This window comes from Streptomyces milbemycinicus, assembly GCF_002154605.1.
GTDB classification, from domain to species: Bacteria; Actinomycetota; Actinomycetes; order Streptomycetales; family Streptomycetaceae; genus Streptomyces; species Streptomyces milbemycinicus.
Genome location: NZ_MUNE01000059.1, coordinates 1 through 15818 on the forward strand (window position 1 = coordinate 1; position 15818 = coordinate 15818).

Below are 15818 nucleotides of genomic sequence, written 5' to 3' on the forward strand. Positions count from 1 at the left end.
GAGCCGGCCTCGCTGGCCGCCGGAGAGCGACCCGAGGGTACGGCCGTGCGCGACCGCACCCAGGCCGAGCCCGTCGAGGACGAGCGCGGCCTGCCGGTCGGCGTCCCACGCCCCGCGCTCCTCGGCCCGCTCCAGCCGCCCGCCGTACGCCTCCAGCAACGCCGCGTAGCCGGGGGCGTCCTGTGGTGTTCGGGCGAGCTCGTCGGAGAGGCGTTCCAGCTCGACGAGGTCTTCGCGTGCCTCGCGCAGGGCGTCGTCGATGACGTCGTTGATGGTGGCCTCGGCGTCGTACGGCATCTCCTGCTGGAGGAAGCCCAGGTCGGCCGGGCGCTCGACCCGCCCGGCATCGGGTTCGTCCACCCCGGCGAGCAGGCGCAGCAAAGTCGACTTGCCGACGCCGTTCTCCCCGATCAGCCCGATGCGGTGGCCGGGGGAGGCGACGAGGGAGACGCCGTCGAGCACCCGTCTGCTGCCGAGGGTGCGGACGAGGTCATGGGCGAGCAGGGGCGATGGGGGCATGGTGGTCCGTCCCAGGTGATGGTTGCTCGGCCCGCGGGGTGGCACACCTCGGCGCGGGCCCGGTCGGCGCGGGCCGGCCCGTTACCGCTGGGGCGCGCCCGTCTCGGTGAGCTCGCCGTCGGCCAGCCGAAGCCACCGGTCGACGCCGGTCTCCGCGAGGAACCGCTCGTCATGGCTGACCACCACGAAAGCCCCCTGGTAGGAGCCGAGGGCGCTCTCCAGCTGCGCCACGCTCACCAGGTCCAGGTTGTTCGTCGGCTCGTCCAGGAGCAGCAGTTGGGGGGCCGGTTCGGCGCACAGGACACAGGCCAGGGTGGCGCGGAGCAGTTCGCCGCCGGAGAGGACCCCGACCGGCAGATGTGCCCGCGCCCCGCGGAAGAGGAAGCGGGCGAGCAGGTTCATCCGCTCGGCCTGTGGCCGCTGAGGGGCGAAGGCCGCGAAGTTCTCCGCGACCGTACGGCTGCGGTCCAGCACGTCCAGCCGCTGTGAGAGGTAGGCGATCCGCCCGTCGGCGCGCTTGATCTCGCCGCTGTCCATCGCCGGGTCGCCGTTGATCAGCCGCAGCAGCGTGCTCTTGCCCGCTCCGTTGGTCCCGGTGAGCGCGATGCGTTCCGGCCCTCGGATCGTCAGATCGACGCCCTTGCCGGTGAACACGGGCCGCTCGCCGTGGCGGACCTGCATGGCCTCGCCGAGGAAGAGGGTGCGCCCAGCGGGCACAACGGTGTCCGGCAGGTCCAAGGTGATGCGCTGTTCGTCGCGCAGCGCACGCCCCGCCTCGTCCACCCGGGACTTGGCCTCGCTGACCCGGGAGGCGTGCATCTGCCCCGCCCGCCCCGCGGACTCCTGGGCTCCGCGCTTCATGTTGCCGGCGAAGATACGCGGCAGTCCGGCGTTCTTGAGGTTGCGGGCGGCGTTGCCGGCGCGGCGCTCGGCGCGTTCACGGGCCTGCTGCATCTCCCGCTTCTCCCGCTTGAGCTCCTGTTCGGCGCTGCGGAGGTTCTTCTCGGCGACCTCCTGCTCGGCCCGCACCGCCTCCTCGTACTCGGTGAAGTTGCCGCCGTGGAAACGCAGTTCATCGCTGTCGAGTTCGGCGATCCGCTCCATGCGGTCGAGCAGGGCCCGGTCGTGGCTGACGAGCAGCAGGCAGCCGTTGAAGTCCCCCAGCACGTCATAGAGCTTGTGGCGGGCGTCGAGGTCGAGGTTGTTGGTGGGCTCGTCGAGCAGCAGCACATCGGGCCGCTTGAGCAGTTGGGCCGCGAGCCCGAGGGAGACGACCTGACCGCCGCTGAGCGTGCCGAGCCGCCGGTCCAGGGTGAGGTCGGTCAGGCCCAGGCGGTCGAGCTGGGCGCGGGTGCGTTCCTCGATGTCCCAGTCGTCGCCGATGGTCGTGAAGTGTTTCTCGTCGACGTCGCCGGACTCGACGGCGTCGATGGCCCGGATGACCGCTGCCACACCCAGCACCTCGGCCACCGTGAGTTCGCCGGTGAGGGGGAGGCTCTGGGGCAGATAGCCGAGGGTGCCTTGCAGCGAGACGGATCCGGCGCCGGGCCGCAGCTCGCCGGCGATCAGCTTGAGCAGGGTGCTCTTGCCGGAGCCGTTCGGAGCGACCAGCCCCGTACGGCCGGTGCCCACGGTCACGGACAGGTCCTGGAAGACGGGTGTGTCGTCGGGCCAGGTGAAGGAGACGTTCGAGCAGACGATGGCAGCATCGGACATGGGGTGACCTCGTGCGATGTGAGAGGGGGAGGAAAGAGACCTCTGCCCCGGGCAGACAGGCAGACAGAAAAAGGGAACGACTGCGAGACCACATCAGCGGTGCTCCTACGCACCAGCCGGTGGCCGCTCACATCCGGGGATCACCCGCAGATGTCGTCGTCACCCACCATGTCGACCGCTCCTCGATACACGAAACACAAATACATCGCTACACGAATACGTCCACGCCAGCTTAACAGCAGGCTCGCGGTGGCCCGAATCCATTATCGGATCACCGGGTGCCGGTCCACCCGATGCGCAATCTTCTGCAAGAGCCGCCATAAGCCACCGCGATAAGGGAGTTGTCCTTACCCTGACGTGGGCCTCGCCTGGTCGGCAGGTCCGTGGGTGACCGGGAGGCGGCTGATCGCCGCCGGTCGATCAGCGAGGGGGATATGGAAATGAACCTACGGCAATCGCGTCTCAGACGTTCGGCGCACTCCGCGGCGCTGGTCGCGGCCACATTCACGCTCGCCTCGGGCGTGGCCGTAACACTCCCGTCGGCCACCGCCCACGCGGCCGACGCCACCGAGGTGGTCATCCCGTCGCCCGATGCCTACGCGGATCGGGCCGAGAGGCTGCTCTCCACCGGTGACACCGGTGTGCTGCACCAGGAGCAGGGCTCCACGAGCTACCTGTGGACCAACACCTACAACCGCCAAACGGTCCCCGTGAAGGCGCTGGACGGTGTGCCACGGGAGTCGATCTTCTCCAGCCACGATCAGTCCAACCGGGTCGCCTACGCCACCACCGACGCGGACGGCGCGACCACGATCACTCTGCTCAACGTCGACCAGAACACCAAGTCCACCCTGCGACTGCCGGACGGCTACGCGCACCCCCAGGTGTACGGCGGGTTCGCCCTCGCCACCCGGACCCTGGAGGACGGCACATACGAACTGCGGGTGCTGCGGGCCCGCGCCGGGGACACGCCCTACGACGTGCAGGTGCAGCTGCCCGCGGACGCCACCGCCGAGTCCGAGCCGGTGGTGCTCGGCGGCGAGAGCACCTCGCTCCTCATCCGCTACCGCACCGGCTCCACCCACGGCTACGGCATCCTCAACGGCATCACCGGCGCTGTCGCCCCGCTGCCGGTCACCGGTGAGGCGAGCAGCTTCCGCCTCACGCGCGACACGGTGACATGGTTCAGCCGCCAGGACGAGCAGGGGGTGCGTGTGCTGCCGCGCGACGGCAGCACGACGACACCGCGGGTCGTCGCCCTCACACCGCAGTCCGCCGACAGCGAGATCACCGCCTACACGGTCGGCCGGAACGTGCTGTGGCACGAGGGTGACCGCGGACCGCTGCGGCTGACGCCGATCGACGGGGCGGAGACCTCACGCGTTCTGCTCACCGATATCGAACAAGGTCTGCAGGGGTCCAACAGCACGCTCACCGCCCTGGGCCGCGACGCGGACGGCACGCGGGCCATCCACCGGTTCACGGTGGACGGCAGCGGGCTCGTATTCGATCAGCAGCTGCGCGTGGTGGCGCCGGTCACGGTGGCCTACGGCTCGATCCAGGCGCTCGGCCTGGACCGGGGAACCGTCCGCTACGTCAACGCGCTGCAGCAGACACAGCGGCTGCACGGCAAGGACATCGGCGCCTCGCTGGACCCCTCCGCCGGGGACGATCTGCCCGTCCACGGCGACTCCGCACCGGGGCGGTTCGCCGACGGCGGCGACGAGGGCCTGGCCCGGCTGGTGGCGGACCCGGACAACGGTGGCAAGGACGTACTGGTGACGGGTGACGACCCGGACCAGCCGGTCGACCGGCTCCCGCTGCCCGCCACGGACGGCCGCATCCTGGACGTCTCCCCCGAGTACGTCCTCTACGAGTCGCAGGGCCCGTACAAGCGGCAGTACGTCATCGACATCGTCCGCGACCGGATCGTCAAGGAACAGGCCCCGCAGGCCGCGGCCCTGGACTACACCACCCTCTGGACGCCGTCCCCGGACCGGCCCGGCACCGTGATCGCCACCGATCTGCGCACCGGGAAGCAGACCGACACCGTGACGCTCGGCGCCTCCTGCACACCCGAGGAGCTGCAGAGCAACGGCACGCTTCTGTACTGGAGTTGCCCCGAACAGGGCGAGGCCGGTGTCCAGGACCCGGCCTCCGGGCTCACCTACCCCGCCCCGGCCGACGAAGTCCTCCTCGGCGACGGCTTCATCGCCGGCCACAACGCCGTCGACGGCGCACTCAGCCTGACCGGCCTCAACGAGGACGGCACCACCACCGATCTGGGCTCCGTCCTCGCGCTGAAGCCCACCTCCGCCACCGACAGCCGAGGCATCACCTGGACGGTGGACCGCCGCGCGGGCAAGCTCGCCTATGTCGACCGGGCGGAAACGGTGCACGTCTTCGCGCCCCAGCACGATGTCTCCGCGCTTTCCGTCCCGGACCGCAGTGTCCCCGCCACCTGGGACCGCGGCGAGGAAACCGCCGCCTGGAACGCCCAGTGGTGGCTGTCCAAGCCGGCCGCGTCCTGGAAGCTGACGCTGCACAACGAGGACACCGACGCCGAGGTGCGCACCTGGAGCGGCGACTCGACCGCGAGCACCGTCAAGGCCTCCTGGGACGGCACCACCACCGACGGCGCCACCGCCCCCGACGGCGCCTACACCTGGACCCTCACCGCCACCCCCGCGGACGGTCGGGGAGACCCCGTCACCGTCTCCGGGACGCTCACCGTCAACGGTTCATGAGGCCGGGCGGCTCACCCGGCATGAAGACCTGACGACACATCACCGATGATCCGGTCGGCGGAGCGCGGTATGCGCCGCGCTCCGCCGACCGCGTGGCGCGTCAGGTCACCAGGCCTTGGCGGTAGGCATAGACAACCGCCTGGACGCGGTCGCGGAGATCGAGTTTGGTGAGGATGCGCGACACGAAAGTTTTCACGGTCTCCGGGCTTATCTGGAGGGCCGCGGCGATCTCACTGTTGGAGAAGCCATCCGCGATGAGGCGAAGGACCTCCAGTTCGCGCGGGGTCAGCGGGATATCACGCGAGGTGTCCTCGGCGGGCCGGATCCGGGCGACGTACGTGCCCACGAGCCGGCGCGTCACCTCGGGGTCCAGCAGCGCCGCGCCGGTGGCCACGGTCCGGATCCCGTGCAGCAGTTGGGACGGCGGGGCTTCCTTGAGCAGGAATCCGCTCGCCCCCGCGCGCAACGCCTCGTACACGTACTTGTCCAGGTTGAACGTCGTCACCACGAGCACCTTGACGGGATGCGGCACCCCGGCGCCGGCCAGCAGGCGGGTGGCCTCGATACCGTCGAGCACCGGCATGCGTACGTCCATCACCACGACCTCCGGGCGCAGCCGACCGGCCAGGTCGACCGCGGCTTGCCCGTCTTCGCATTCGCCGACCACCTCGAGGTCGGGCTGGGCGTCGATGATCGTCACCAGTCCGGTGCGGACCAGCACTTGGTCATCGCAGACCAGGACCCGGATCGGCGCGGTCATGACGGACTCCCCGCGGGGATCCGGGCCCGGACGACGAAGCCGCCGCCCGTCCGGGCGCCCGCGCTGAAGTCGCCGCCCAGGACGTCGACCCGTTCGCGCAGACCGGCGAGGCCCCGGCCACTCCCGCCGAGGGAGCCGGTCCTCGAGCCGGCCGGCGAACCGGAGCCGTCTGTGCTGACCTCCACGGTGATGCCTTTCTCGCCGTGGTGCACCTGGACCGAGGTACGGATGCCGTGGGCGTACTTGAGGGCGTTCGTCAGAGCCTCCTGAACGACTCGGTATGCCACGAGGTCGGCACTGCCGGTCGACTCCGCGGGCGTGCCCTCCTCCGTGAACTCCACCGGCTGCCCGGCCCGGCGCGTCTGCTCCACGAGCGTGAGCAGCCTGCCGACGGGCGGCGTCCTGGCCGGTCCGGAGCCGTGGTCGGGGTTGATCAGGTCGAGCAGATGCCGCAGATCGGCGGTGGCCCGCCGGCCGGCATCGGTGACCGCGGTCAGGGCCTGGTCGAGGCGATCGGGCGCGGCGGTCAGATAGCGGGCCGCCTCGGCCTGTACGACCATCGCCGTCACATGGTGGGTCACTACGTCGTGCAGCTCGCGGGCGATACGGGCGCGTTCGGCGGTGCGGGTGTCCTCGGCGACGCGGCGGCGGCGTTCGGCCTCCGCGGCCCGGGTCGAGCGCAGCCACCCCCCGATGCCCCACGCGAGGGCCAGGGCCACGTAGTACATCACGAACTCGCTCGGCGGCTCGCCCGAACCGAGCTGGTAGAGGGCGACCGCCAGTGGCACGTACGCCGCGGAGAAGAGGAACACGGTGGCGCGCCGGTGCCGCTCCAGATGGGACCCCGCGGTCAGCAGCGCGATGGGCATCGCGGTCCCCGCGAGCGAGTGGTAGCCACGGAGCTGGTCGACGGCGAAGCCGAGCGACACCAGGGAGAGACAGACGACCGGCCACCGCCGGCGCAGGGCGAGCGGCAGGCATTGGAGGGCGACTGCCACGATGGCCAGCGCGTCGAAGGGGCGGGCCGTAAGGCCGCCGAGCTGTGTCCCGTGGTTCTGGGACGCCGGCAGGAGCGACGCGGCGAGGATCAGCAGGCCGAGCGGGAGATCCCGGACCGTGACATCCAACCGGTGCCACATCTCCGGGATCCGCCGAGAACTGATCACCGGGCGAGTGTAGCGGTGGCGGCAACCTCGACGGCCCGCCGACGGCGAGGCATCAGATGGCCGCGCCGGCGGGCCAGCCACATGAACACGATCGTCACCAGCACACCGAACAGCACCGTGTACAGACTTCCCTCCGGACCGAAGTCGCCACCGGTGATCGGCGCCGGGCCCGATGTCGCGGAGTCCAGCAGTCCCTTCGCGGTGCCGTTGCCCGACACCTCGGTGCTGAAGATGGCGGAGATGGCGAAGTTCCAACCGAAGTGCAGCCCTATCGGCACCCACAGGTTGCGGGTGGCGGCGTACGCGGCGCCGAGCATGCCACCGGCCTCGATCGCGATGGCGATGGCGCCCCACAGGCTGGCGTTCGGGTTGAGCAGATGCGACAGCCCGAACAGCACCCCGGTCAGCGCCAGCGCGATCCATGTGCCCATGCGCTCCTCGGCAATCCTGAACAGGACGCCGCGGTACATCAGTTCCTCCGTCACGGCAGCGGCGGCCATGAAGCCGAACAGCCCCACCGCGCCCGTCGGCGAGCCCAGGCCGTTGACCGTGTAGTACCCGAGGAAGGCGATATTCGCGATCACGAACCCGGACATCACGAAGCCGATCAGCACCCCCCAGCCGATCGCGGCCCCGGCACCCTCCCGGGCCACCTCTGTGGACGGGCGGCGCTCGGTCCGCCGCACCACCCACCCGTAGACGAACACCGCGAGCACGGCCGTCGGGACTCCGATGGCCAGCTTGAGCCACGGGTTCCCCTCCACCGCGGCAATGCCCTGGCCGCCGAGGAAGGCGACCGCCCCGACGGCCACCAGTTGCCAAACCAGCCTCATGAAGACTCCTTCGCCAGATCCGCGGCCGAAGCGCCGCGGCGGCACCGAACGCTACGGATCGGCCGGCCCGGAATCGTCACCACACGGTGGACACTTGCGCGTAGCTCGCACGGGGGACAGACCGGCGACCGGGAACCCGCAGGTGTGCCACCGCTCACCAGGCATACGCCTCGGGCGCGGGCTTCGCCCCGTTGGGTGCGGGCGGCGGGAAGGTCTTGTCCAGTTTGGCGAGGGTGTCGTGGTCGAGCGTGATCTCCAGCGCGCGCAGCGTGCCGTCCAGTTGCTCGACCGTCCGCGGCCCGACGATCGGCCCGGTCACCCCGTCCTGCGCGAGCAGCCACGCCAGGCCGACGTGGGCCGGGTCCTCGCCGAGCTCGGCGCACAACTTCTCGTATGCCTCGACCGCTTCCCGCTGCTCGGCGAACGCGGCGGCCCACAGCCCCGAACCGCTGCGGCCGGTCAGCCCCTCACGCTGTTTGCGCAGCACACCGCTGAGTACACCGCCGTGCAGCGGCGACCACGGGATCACACCCAGCCCGTAGTGGCGCGCGGCGGGCAGCACCTCCAGCTCGGCCCAGCGGCTCATGAGGTTGTAGATCGACTGCTCGCTGACCAGCCCGAGGAAGTGGCGCGACCGGGCGGCCTCCTGCGCCAGCGCGATATGCCACCCGGCGAAATTGGACGAGCCGAAGTAGAGCACCTTTCCCTGCTGGCGAAGGACGCTGAACGCCTCCCAGATCTCTTCCCACGGCGTGTCCCGGTCGATGTGGTGCATCTGGTACAGGTCGATGTAGTCGGTCTGCAGCCGCTTCAGTGACGCGTCGACCGCGCGCCGGATGTGCAGCGCGGACAGCCCTCGTTCGTTGGGCCGGTCTCCCATCGGCAGGTAGACCTTGGTGGCGAGGACGGTCTTCTCGCGCCGACCGCCGCCCTGGGCGAACCACCGGCCGAGGATCTGCTCGGTGAGGCCTTCGCCTTGCTGCGCGCCGTATGAGTTGGCCGTGTCGAAGAAGTTGATGCCGTGCTCATGCGCATGGTCCATGACCGCGCCGCTGTCCTCTTCGGACGTTCGGGACCCGAAGTTCATGGTGCCGAGGACCAGCCGGGACACCGAGAGGCCGCTGCGGCCCAGGCGGGTGTACTCCACGTGCTCCAACCTTTCAGGAGATGTCGCTCATCGCGTCAAGCAGGACGCGACGAAGGTACGACTTGCAACACAGATGATGCAAGTAGCCAGCGAACGGTGACGCTGCCGTATGCTTTCCCCATGAAGACGCAGAGGGAGTCGACCCCCGCCCGCAGCCGACCGCTGCGCGCGGACGCCGAGCGGACGGTGACGGCGATCCTGGAGGCGGCCGAGCGCACCCTCAGCCGCGACCCCGCGGCCACGATGGAGCAGATCGCCGAAGCCGCCGGTGTCGCCCGCACCACCGTGCACCGGCGCTTCGCCACCCGGGAGGCGCTGATCGACGCCTTGGCGGGGTGGGCCACCGAGCGGTTCGCCGCGGCGGTCGACGCCGCTCACCCGGACACGGCTCCGCCGCTGGTCGCTCTCTACCAGACGACCGCGAACGTGCTCGGCGTCAAGGTCAGCTGGGGATTCGCGATGAGCCAGGCATCCTCGGTCAACCCGGAGGTGGCGCGTGTCCACAGCGGTGTACGGGACACCTGCGAGCGGTTGTTCCGCCGGGCCCAGGAGGCAGGCGTCCTGCGCGCCGACATCGACATTCCGTGGACCCGCCGCGTCTACTACGCCCTCATCCACGAGGCCGCGCAGAACAGGAACGAGCAGGACACCGCCACCCTCGCCACGCTCGTCGTGGACACCCTGCTCCGCGGCGCGGGCACCCCGCACCCCGACCGGCTGTGACACCGCTCCCGCGCTCCGCCGGCTGTTTCAGTTCCGGAGTGCGTGGCCTTCGGCGAGCAGGAGATAGGCGGCGGCGGTCCAGGTGTAGGCGCGGTCGCGCAGGCCCGTGCCGGTGAGGGCGTCGAAGTTCTCGGCGAAGCCGTGGGTTTCGCACAGGAGCCGGAAGCGGGCGCTGATCTCGTCGGCGAGGCGTTGGTGGCCGCTGCGGCGCAGGCCGTCCTCGATGAGGACGGTGGCGGGCGCCCAGATCGGGCCGCGCCAGTAGCCGTCCGGGCGGTAGTGCGGTGAGGTGGGCAGTTCGGTGGCCAGGCCGTACGGGGTGAGGTGGGCCTCGATCCGGGTGGCCAGCGTTTTGGCGATGTTCTCGGGGAGGTGTTCGCCCAGGGTGATCGGCATGAGGTCGAGGAGGCTGGCACTGCTCCAGGTGTCGCCGCTGTCGGCGCCGCGGGCGAGGAACCGCTCCCCCGACCAGAGCTGGTCGAGCATGGCTGTCTGGATCGTCTCCGCGGTGCGCGTCCAGCCGCGGGCCTCGTCGGTGTGGCCGAGTTCCGTTGCCAGGGCCGCGAGTTCGCGCAGTTGCAGCAGCAGGAACGCGGCCAGGTCGGCGGTGGCGACCACCCGCTCGGGGTCGAAGGTGGTTGCGTTGTCCCAGCCGCTGTCGTTGCCGTGCTGGTAGTGGGGCAGAGTGGCGCCCGGGGCGCGGCGCGCGGTGAGCCAGAAGTCCGTCCAGCGCCGCAGTCTGTCGTACGTCGCGGTGAGTTCGGCGTGGCCGAGGGGTTCGGGGAGCCGTCGGCGCAGATGGGCCAGGGTCCAGCCGTGGATGGGTGGTTTGACGAAGTTGTAGAGCACTTCCGAGTGGGTCACCGAGTCGGGCAGCGCCCCGCTCTCGTCCTGGTGGTCGAACGGCAGCGAGAACTGGTCCCAGGCCAGCGCGGGCGCTCCGGGCGCCAGGGCCAGGGCGTTGAAGCAGTGGTCCCAGCTCCAGACCTTGTCCATCCAGTGCTTCGACATCAGCACCGCGGGCCGGGTGACGAGGCCGGCCGGGGCGACCGTCGCCGACCACAGGACGTACGCGGCGAGTTCGGCGGCGGGGGTACGGGAGGAGCGCCAGGGGGCCACGGTGTCGGCGAAGTCGGCGAAGGCCCGCTCCGCCGCGGCCACGACTTCGTCGAACGTCGCACGGGCGCTGCTGTAGGGGCGGCGCCCGCTGTCGAACTCCTCGATGGCGGCCTCCCAGGTTCCGCCGTGACCGTGGTCCGCCGTGATCGTCAGTCCACGGTCGGCGCTGCCCAGGGCCTGGCCGCCGGAGGCGTCCCGTACGGCCCCCGACAGCACGGTGAGCCGGTAGCGGCGCCCGGTCTCGTACGAGGTGAACACGTACGCTCCGGCCGCCGGGTCGCGGAAGAAGTACGTACCGGTGAAGGGCGTGAGGGTCGGCGCTGCCGCGCTGACGCGCAGGGCGGTGCCCTTCCCCCGCAGACGCACGGTGTCCGGCGACTCGTACGCGAGGTCGATCCGCCCGTGATCGTTGCGCCAGCTGAGGAGACTTGGTGTCGCCGTGACGCGGGTATCGGCCCGGCCGCCCGTCGTGGGGTCGAGGGGGACGAGGCGCAGGACGGCGTGCATGCCGTTCTGATGGGAGACCAGGTGGAGGTCTTCGGCGTGCGTTTGCTCCGCCAGCACCGGGGAGATGCCGAACCAGGATCCGTACGCGCTGAACGGGATGTCGTGGAGGGAGAAGGCCGGGCCGGGCCGGGCGGCGGTCATGAAGGGCTACTCGTTTCTGCAGCAGGGGTCACCGGCAGTCGGCCGGGGGTGTGGTGTCCGGGCGGGATTCAGTCCTTCACGGCTCCGGCGGCCACCCCGGCGGCGACATAGCGCTGGGCGAGGACGAGGATCACCGCCGCGGGCAACGAGGCCACGACGGCGGTGGCCATGATGGCGTTCCACTCCTGGTTGTTGTTGCCGATGTAGTGGTAGATGCCGAGGGTGATCGGCTCGTGTGCGCCGCCGTTCACGAGGGTGCCGGCGAAGACGAAGTCGGACCAGGACCACAGGAACGCGAACAGCGACACGGTGACGACGGCGTTGCGGCTCATGGGCAGCGCGATCGACCAGAAGGTGCGGAAGGGGCCGGCTCCGTCGGTCTTGGCGGCCTGGAGCAGTTCGCGCGGGATCCCGGACATGAACGCGGTGAAGATCAGCACCGCGAACGGGACGGCCAGCGTGGAGTCCGCGACGATCAGGCCGGGCACCGACTGGAGCAGTCCGAGGCTGAGGTAGATGGCGTAGAAGCCCATCGCCATGATGATGCCGGGGATCATCTGGGCGACCAGGAAGAGGAAGCTGACCAGACCGCCGCCCCGTGGACGCAGTGTGGCGAGTGCGTAGCCGGCCGGAGCGGCGAGCGCCACGGTCAGCACGACCGTCCCGGCACCGATCACCAAGCTGGTCCCGAGATAGGGAAGTTGCTGGTCCAGGACGGCCCGGTAGCCCTCCAGGGTGCCGTGTACGGGGAACAGATCGGGCGGGCTCTTGCGCATGTCCTGATCGCGGGTGAAGGACGCGTTGAGCATCCAGTACACCGGGAAGAGCATGATCCCGGTGAGTACGAGGCCGGTGGCCGTCTTCCACCAGGTGGTACGGCCCGGGTGGCGGCGGGGTGTGGTGGCGGTGCTCATGAGGCGTACTGCTTTCGCTGGACCCTCAGATACACCAGGCCGAAGACCAGGGCGGCGAGGACGAGGAGGTTGCCGACGGCCGCTCCGGGGCCGAAGGCGGGGAGCAGATTGCCGAAGCCGAGCTGGTAGGACCAGGTGGCGAAGGTGGTGGACGAGTCGGCCGGGCCGCCCTTGGTCATGATCCAGATGATGTCGAAGACCTTGAGCGTGTAGACCAGGCCCAGCAGCAGGGTGATGGCGGACACGGGGCGCAGCAGCGGAAAGGTGATGTGCCAGAAGCGGCGCCAGGCCCCCGCGCCGTCGAGGGCGGCCGCCTCGTACAGGCTGGCGGGGATCGACTGGAGGCCGCTGTGGAGCACGACCAGGTTGAAGGGGACACCGATCCAGATGTTCGCGATGATCACCGAGGTCAGCGACCACGACGGCGACGTCAGCCAGTTCACCGGGCCGATGCCGACGATGTGCAGGGCGGCGTTGACGACGCCGGAGTCGCTGTTCAGCATCCATGACCAGGTGGAGGCCGACACGATCAGCGGCAGCAGCCAGGGCACCAGGAACAGGGCGCGCAGGGTGACGGAGAGCCGGAAGTGCTGGTTGAAGAATACGGCGAGGGCCAGGCCGATGGCGTACTGGAAGAACAGGCACACGGCGGTGAACATCACGGTGTGGATGAGCGCCGGGCCGAAGGTCGGATCGTCGAAGACGGTCCGGTAGTTGGCCAGGCCGGTGAAGGGCGCGTCGCCCTGGACGAAGGAGCGGACGGTGTAGTGGCGCAGACTCAGATCGAGGTTGCGATACAGCGGATAGGCGTAGAAGAGGACGAGGTAGAGGGTGACCGGGGTGAGGAAGGCCCAGGCGGCCCACTGCTGCGAGCGGGGGCGGCGCCGTGGCGCGGTGCGGGCCGGGAGCTTGGCGGTGGCCGGCCCGTTCCGGTCGAGCGCGGGCGGGCGGTCCGGGAGGTGTGCCGTGCGGTTCATTGACACCTGTCCGCTACTTGACCGCGCTCTGGGCCGTGGCGAGCGCGTCCTGGGGGGACTTGGCCCCGCTGAGGGCGGACTGCACGGCCTTCCACAACTGCTCTGAAATCTTGGGGTACTTGGTGCCGAGGTCGCCGCTGGTGCGTCCCCTGGCCGAGGTGACCGCCTCGGCCCAGGGCTTGAGCTTGGCATCGGCCGCCACCTGCTTGTCGCGCACCACGCTGGTGGGGGCCACATAGGACAGGGTGGTGTCCGTGTTGTAGAGGTTGTCGGCGCTGGTCAGGCAGGAAACCAGCTTCTGGGCGGTGGCGTAGCGGCCGGTGTCGCCCTGGACCGGAACGGTGACGAACTCGCCGCCGGTCGGGGCCGCGGCGTTGCCGCCCGAGGCGCCGGGTATCGGGAGCACGCCGTAGTCGAAACCGGCCTTCTCGGCGTTGGCCAGCTGCCAGGTGCCGTTCTCGGCGAAGGCGTAGTCGCCGCTCGCGAACTCCTGCCAGCTGGTGGTCTGGGTGTTATTGATCACCGAGTTGGGGGCGTAGCCCTTCTTCAGCCAGCCGGTCCACAGGGACAGGGCCGAAACGCCCTGCTGGGAGTCGAGTCGGGTCAGCTTCGCGCCCGAGCCCCAGAACCACGGCAGGAACTGGAAACTGCCCTCCTCCGTGCCGATCGCGGAGAAGGTGATGCCCTTCTTGCCCGCCTTCTTGACCTTGTCCAGGGCCGCCGTCAGCGACGGCCAGTCCTTGATCGCTGCGATGTCGACGCCCGCGGCCTTGAGGACGTCCTTGTTGTAGTAGAGGGCGAGGGTGTTGGCGCCGATGGGGGTTCCGTAGGTCTTGCCGTCCGACTGGCCGGCCGCGAGCAGGTTGGGCTCGACCTTCGAGGTGTCCACCTTGTTGTCGTCGGTGGTGGTCAGCACTCCGGCCTCCGCCAGGGTCGACACCACGGGGTTGTCGACGATGAGCACGTCCGGGGAGTTGTCCTGCTGGGCCGCCAGAAGCGCCTTGTTCGTCAGGTCGCTCGTGTCGAAGGCGGTCCGCTTGATCTTCACGCCCGCCTTGCTGCCGCAGCCGTCCAGCAGCTTCACCCACGCCGAGTCCTTGGCGAACTGCGGGTAGGGGTCCCAGACGGTGTAGGTGCCGTCGTCGCTCTTGGCGGATGTGCTGCCGCCGGACGAGCATGCGGTGGTGGCGGTGGCGAGGGCTACGACGGTCAGGGCCGCGGCGGTGAGCCGTCGTCCGGAGGTTGTGTTCATGGGCGTTTCCTCTGTGTTTTCGGCAAGGGCAGGCCGAAGGAGCAGTCGGGAAGTGTCCGGCCGGGCACGGCCGGAGAAAGATGAAAGACGACGGGATCTACGGCAGGGACGACAAGTACCGTGAGAATGATGGGAGTTCGGGGTCAGCTGTCGGAGCCCGTGCGCGGATGCGCAGGTCCGGTGCTGGCGCGCAGGGAGATGGGCGGCGCGAGCAGGTGGTGGCGCGGCGCCGTGTCGGGGTGGCCCAGCCGCTCGACGAGCAGTTCCACAGCGAGGCGCCCCATCTGCTCCGCCGGTACGTCCGCCGCGGTGAGCTGCGGGGTCACCGTCTCCGCCCACCTGGAGGCCACGACCCCGGTGACGGAGAAGTCACGCGGCACATGGCGGCCCGCCACGGCCAGGCCCCGGTACAGACCGCCCAGCGCGGCCTCGTTCAGCGTGACCAGCGCCGTGGTGGCCGGGTCGTCGTGCAGGATCCGCTCCAGGCACGCCTGTCCCGAGGGGGCGTCGTCGCCGCAGGAGTACGTCCGTGCGGTGAGCCCGCGCTCCGCCGCGGCCTTGGTGAAACCGTCGAGACCTCGGTGCGCCGACTCGTACCCGGACCGCAGCAGATGCTCGGGCCGGTTCACAAAGGCGACCCGATGATGCCCCAGGTCGGCGAGGTGGTGGACACACGCCTCCACCAGCGCGGTGTGGTCCAGGCCGACCCACCAGTCACTGTCGGGGTGTGCGGTGCGGCCGATGCAGACGGCGGGGAAGTTCTCGGCGACGAGGTGGTCGACCCGGTCGTCCCGGAGCCTGATCTCCATCAGGATCGCGCCGTCGACCCGCCGCTCGGCCAGCAGCCGCTGGAACGAGCGGTCGCTGTCCACGCCGCTCGGGGAGAGCAGCACGTCGTAGTCGTAGGCCGCCGCGGCCTCCACCACGCTGCCGATGAAGTCGAGTTGCATACCGGTGTAGTGGGCACCGGCCGGCGGGAAGACGAGGCCGATGGTGCTGGTCCGGCCGTTGGCCAGGGCGCGTGCGCTGGCGTTGGGCCGGTAGCCCAGTTCGTCGATGACCTGCTGGATCTTGCGACGGGTCTCCTCGGACACCGATCGTTTGCCGCTCAGGGCATAGGACACGGTGCTCCGCGAGACACCGGCCCGTTTGGCGATCTCACCGATGTTCACGGAACTCCTTCGTCGAACCGGTTCGAAAGCGAGCCGGCTGTCGAACCGGTTCGCGTGAAGGGAAGTTAGGAGCAGCCGGAGCGGGTGTCAATACCTTGTGCACACTTCCGGGAAACTGCCGCTCA

At 70.0% G+C, this 15818-nt stretch carries 13 protein-coding genes; 2 read left to right on the plus strand and 11 right to left on the minus strand.

Going from position 1 to position 15818, the window contains the following annotated elements; genetic code table 11:
- Nucleotides 1-519, minus strand: a 519-nt coding sequence (locus CCN51_RS05395) for an ATP-binding cassette domain-containing protein (protein ID WP_143675727.1), incomplete at its 3' end; no start/stop codon positions are given.
- Between the two features lie 81 nt (nt 520-600).
- The gene (locus CCN51_RS05400) at nt 601-2235 is read right to left on the minus strand and encodes an ABC-F family ATP-binding cassette domain-containing protein (RefSeq protein WP_014173007.1); all 1635 of its coding nucleotides are present in this window, start codon (nt 2233-2235) and stop codon (nt 601-603) included.
- Nucleotides 2236-2756: 521 nt separating this feature from the next.
- Between CCN51_RS05400 and CCN51_RS05405 the strand changes: the two genes are divergently transcribed.
- Nucleotides 2757-4982 (plus strand): FlgD immunoglobulin-like domain containing protein, encoded by a 2226-nt coding sequence (locus CCN51_RS05405; protein WP_238545250.1) that lies wholly within the window; start codon nt 2757-2759, stop codon nt 4980-4982.
- A 100-nt stretch (nt 4983-5082) separates the two neighbouring features.
- Here CCN51_RS05405 and CCN51_RS05410 read toward each other — a convergent pair whose 3' ends face one another.
- From CCN51_RS05410 to CCN51_RS05425, 4 genes are all read right to left on the minus strand, one after another.
- Complete coding sequence (locus CCN51_RS05410; protein ID WP_014173009.1) at nt 5083-5742, minus strand: response regulator; 660 nt, start codon at nt 5740-5742, stop codon at nt 5083-5085.
- The gene (locus tag CCN51_RS05415) at nt 5739-6881 is read right to left on the minus strand and encodes a sensor histidine kinase (RefSeq protein WP_043485983.1); all 1143 of its coding nucleotides are present in this window, start codon (nt 6879-6881) and stop codon (nt 5739-5741) included. Before CCN51_RS05415 ends, CCN51_RS05410 begins: the two co-directional genes overlap by 4 nt.
- Before the next feature lie 23 nt (nt 6882-6904).
- Nucleotides 6905-7741: a CPBP family glutamic-type intramembrane protease gene (locus CCN51_RS05420; RefSeq protein ID WP_014173011.1), complete on the minus strand. Its 837-nt coding sequence runs from the start codon at nt 7739-7741 to the stop codon at nt 6905-6907.
- A 154-nt stretch (nt 7742-7895) separates the two neighbouring features.
- Nucleotides 7896-8888 (minus strand): aldo/keto reductase, encoded by a 993-nt coding sequence (locus tag CCN51_RS05425; RefSeq protein ID WP_043488600.1) that lies wholly within the window; start codon nt 8886-8888, stop codon nt 7896-7898.
- Between the two features lie 120 nt (nt 8889-9008).
- Between CCN51_RS05425 and CCN51_RS05430 the strand changes: the two genes are divergently transcribed.
- The gene (locus tag CCN51_RS05430; protein WP_014173013.1) at nt 9009-9611 is read left to right on the plus strand and encodes a TetR/AcrR family transcriptional regulator; all 603 of its coding nucleotides are present in this window, start codon (nt 9009-9011) and stop codon (nt 9609-9611) included.
- Nucleotides 9612-9638: 27 nt separating this feature from the next.
- On the opposite strand, the gene CCN51_RS05435 is transcribed toward CCN51_RS05430, so the two are convergent.
- From CCN51_RS05435 to CCN51_RS05455, 5 genes are all read right to left on the minus strand, one after another.
- The gene (locus CCN51_RS05435) at nt 9639-11378 is read right to left on the minus strand and encodes an amylo-alpha-1,6-glucosidase (RefSeq protein ID WP_014173014.1); all 1740 of its coding nucleotides are present in this window, start codon (nt 11376-11378) and stop codon (nt 9639-9641) included.
- A gap of 68 nt (nt 11379-11446) precedes the next feature.
- Complete coding sequence (locus CCN51_RS05440) at nt 11447-12292, minus strand: carbohydrate ABC transporter permease (protein WP_014173015.1); 846 nt, start codon at nt 12290-12292, stop codon at nt 11447-11449.
- A complete protein-coding gene (locus tag CCN51_RS05445; protein WP_014173016.1) occupies nt 12289-13269 on the minus strand; it encodes a carbohydrate ABC transporter permease in 981 nt (326 codons plus the stop codon). Before CCN51_RS05445 ends, CCN51_RS05440 begins: the two co-directional genes overlap by 4 nt.
- 13 nt (nt 13270-13282) lie before the next feature.
- Entirely contained in the window at nt 13283-14521 is a 1239-nt protein-coding gene (locus tag CCN51_RS05450; protein ID WP_014173017.1) for a sugar ABC transporter substrate-binding protein, read from the minus strand.
- 143 nt (nt 14522-14664) lie between these two features.
- Entirely contained in the window at nt 14665-15693 is a 1029-nt protein-coding gene (locus CCN51_RS05455) for a LacI family DNA-binding transcriptional regulator (RefSeq protein WP_014173018.1), read from the minus strand.
- Between the last annotated feature and the right edge of the window lie 125 nt (nt 15694-15818).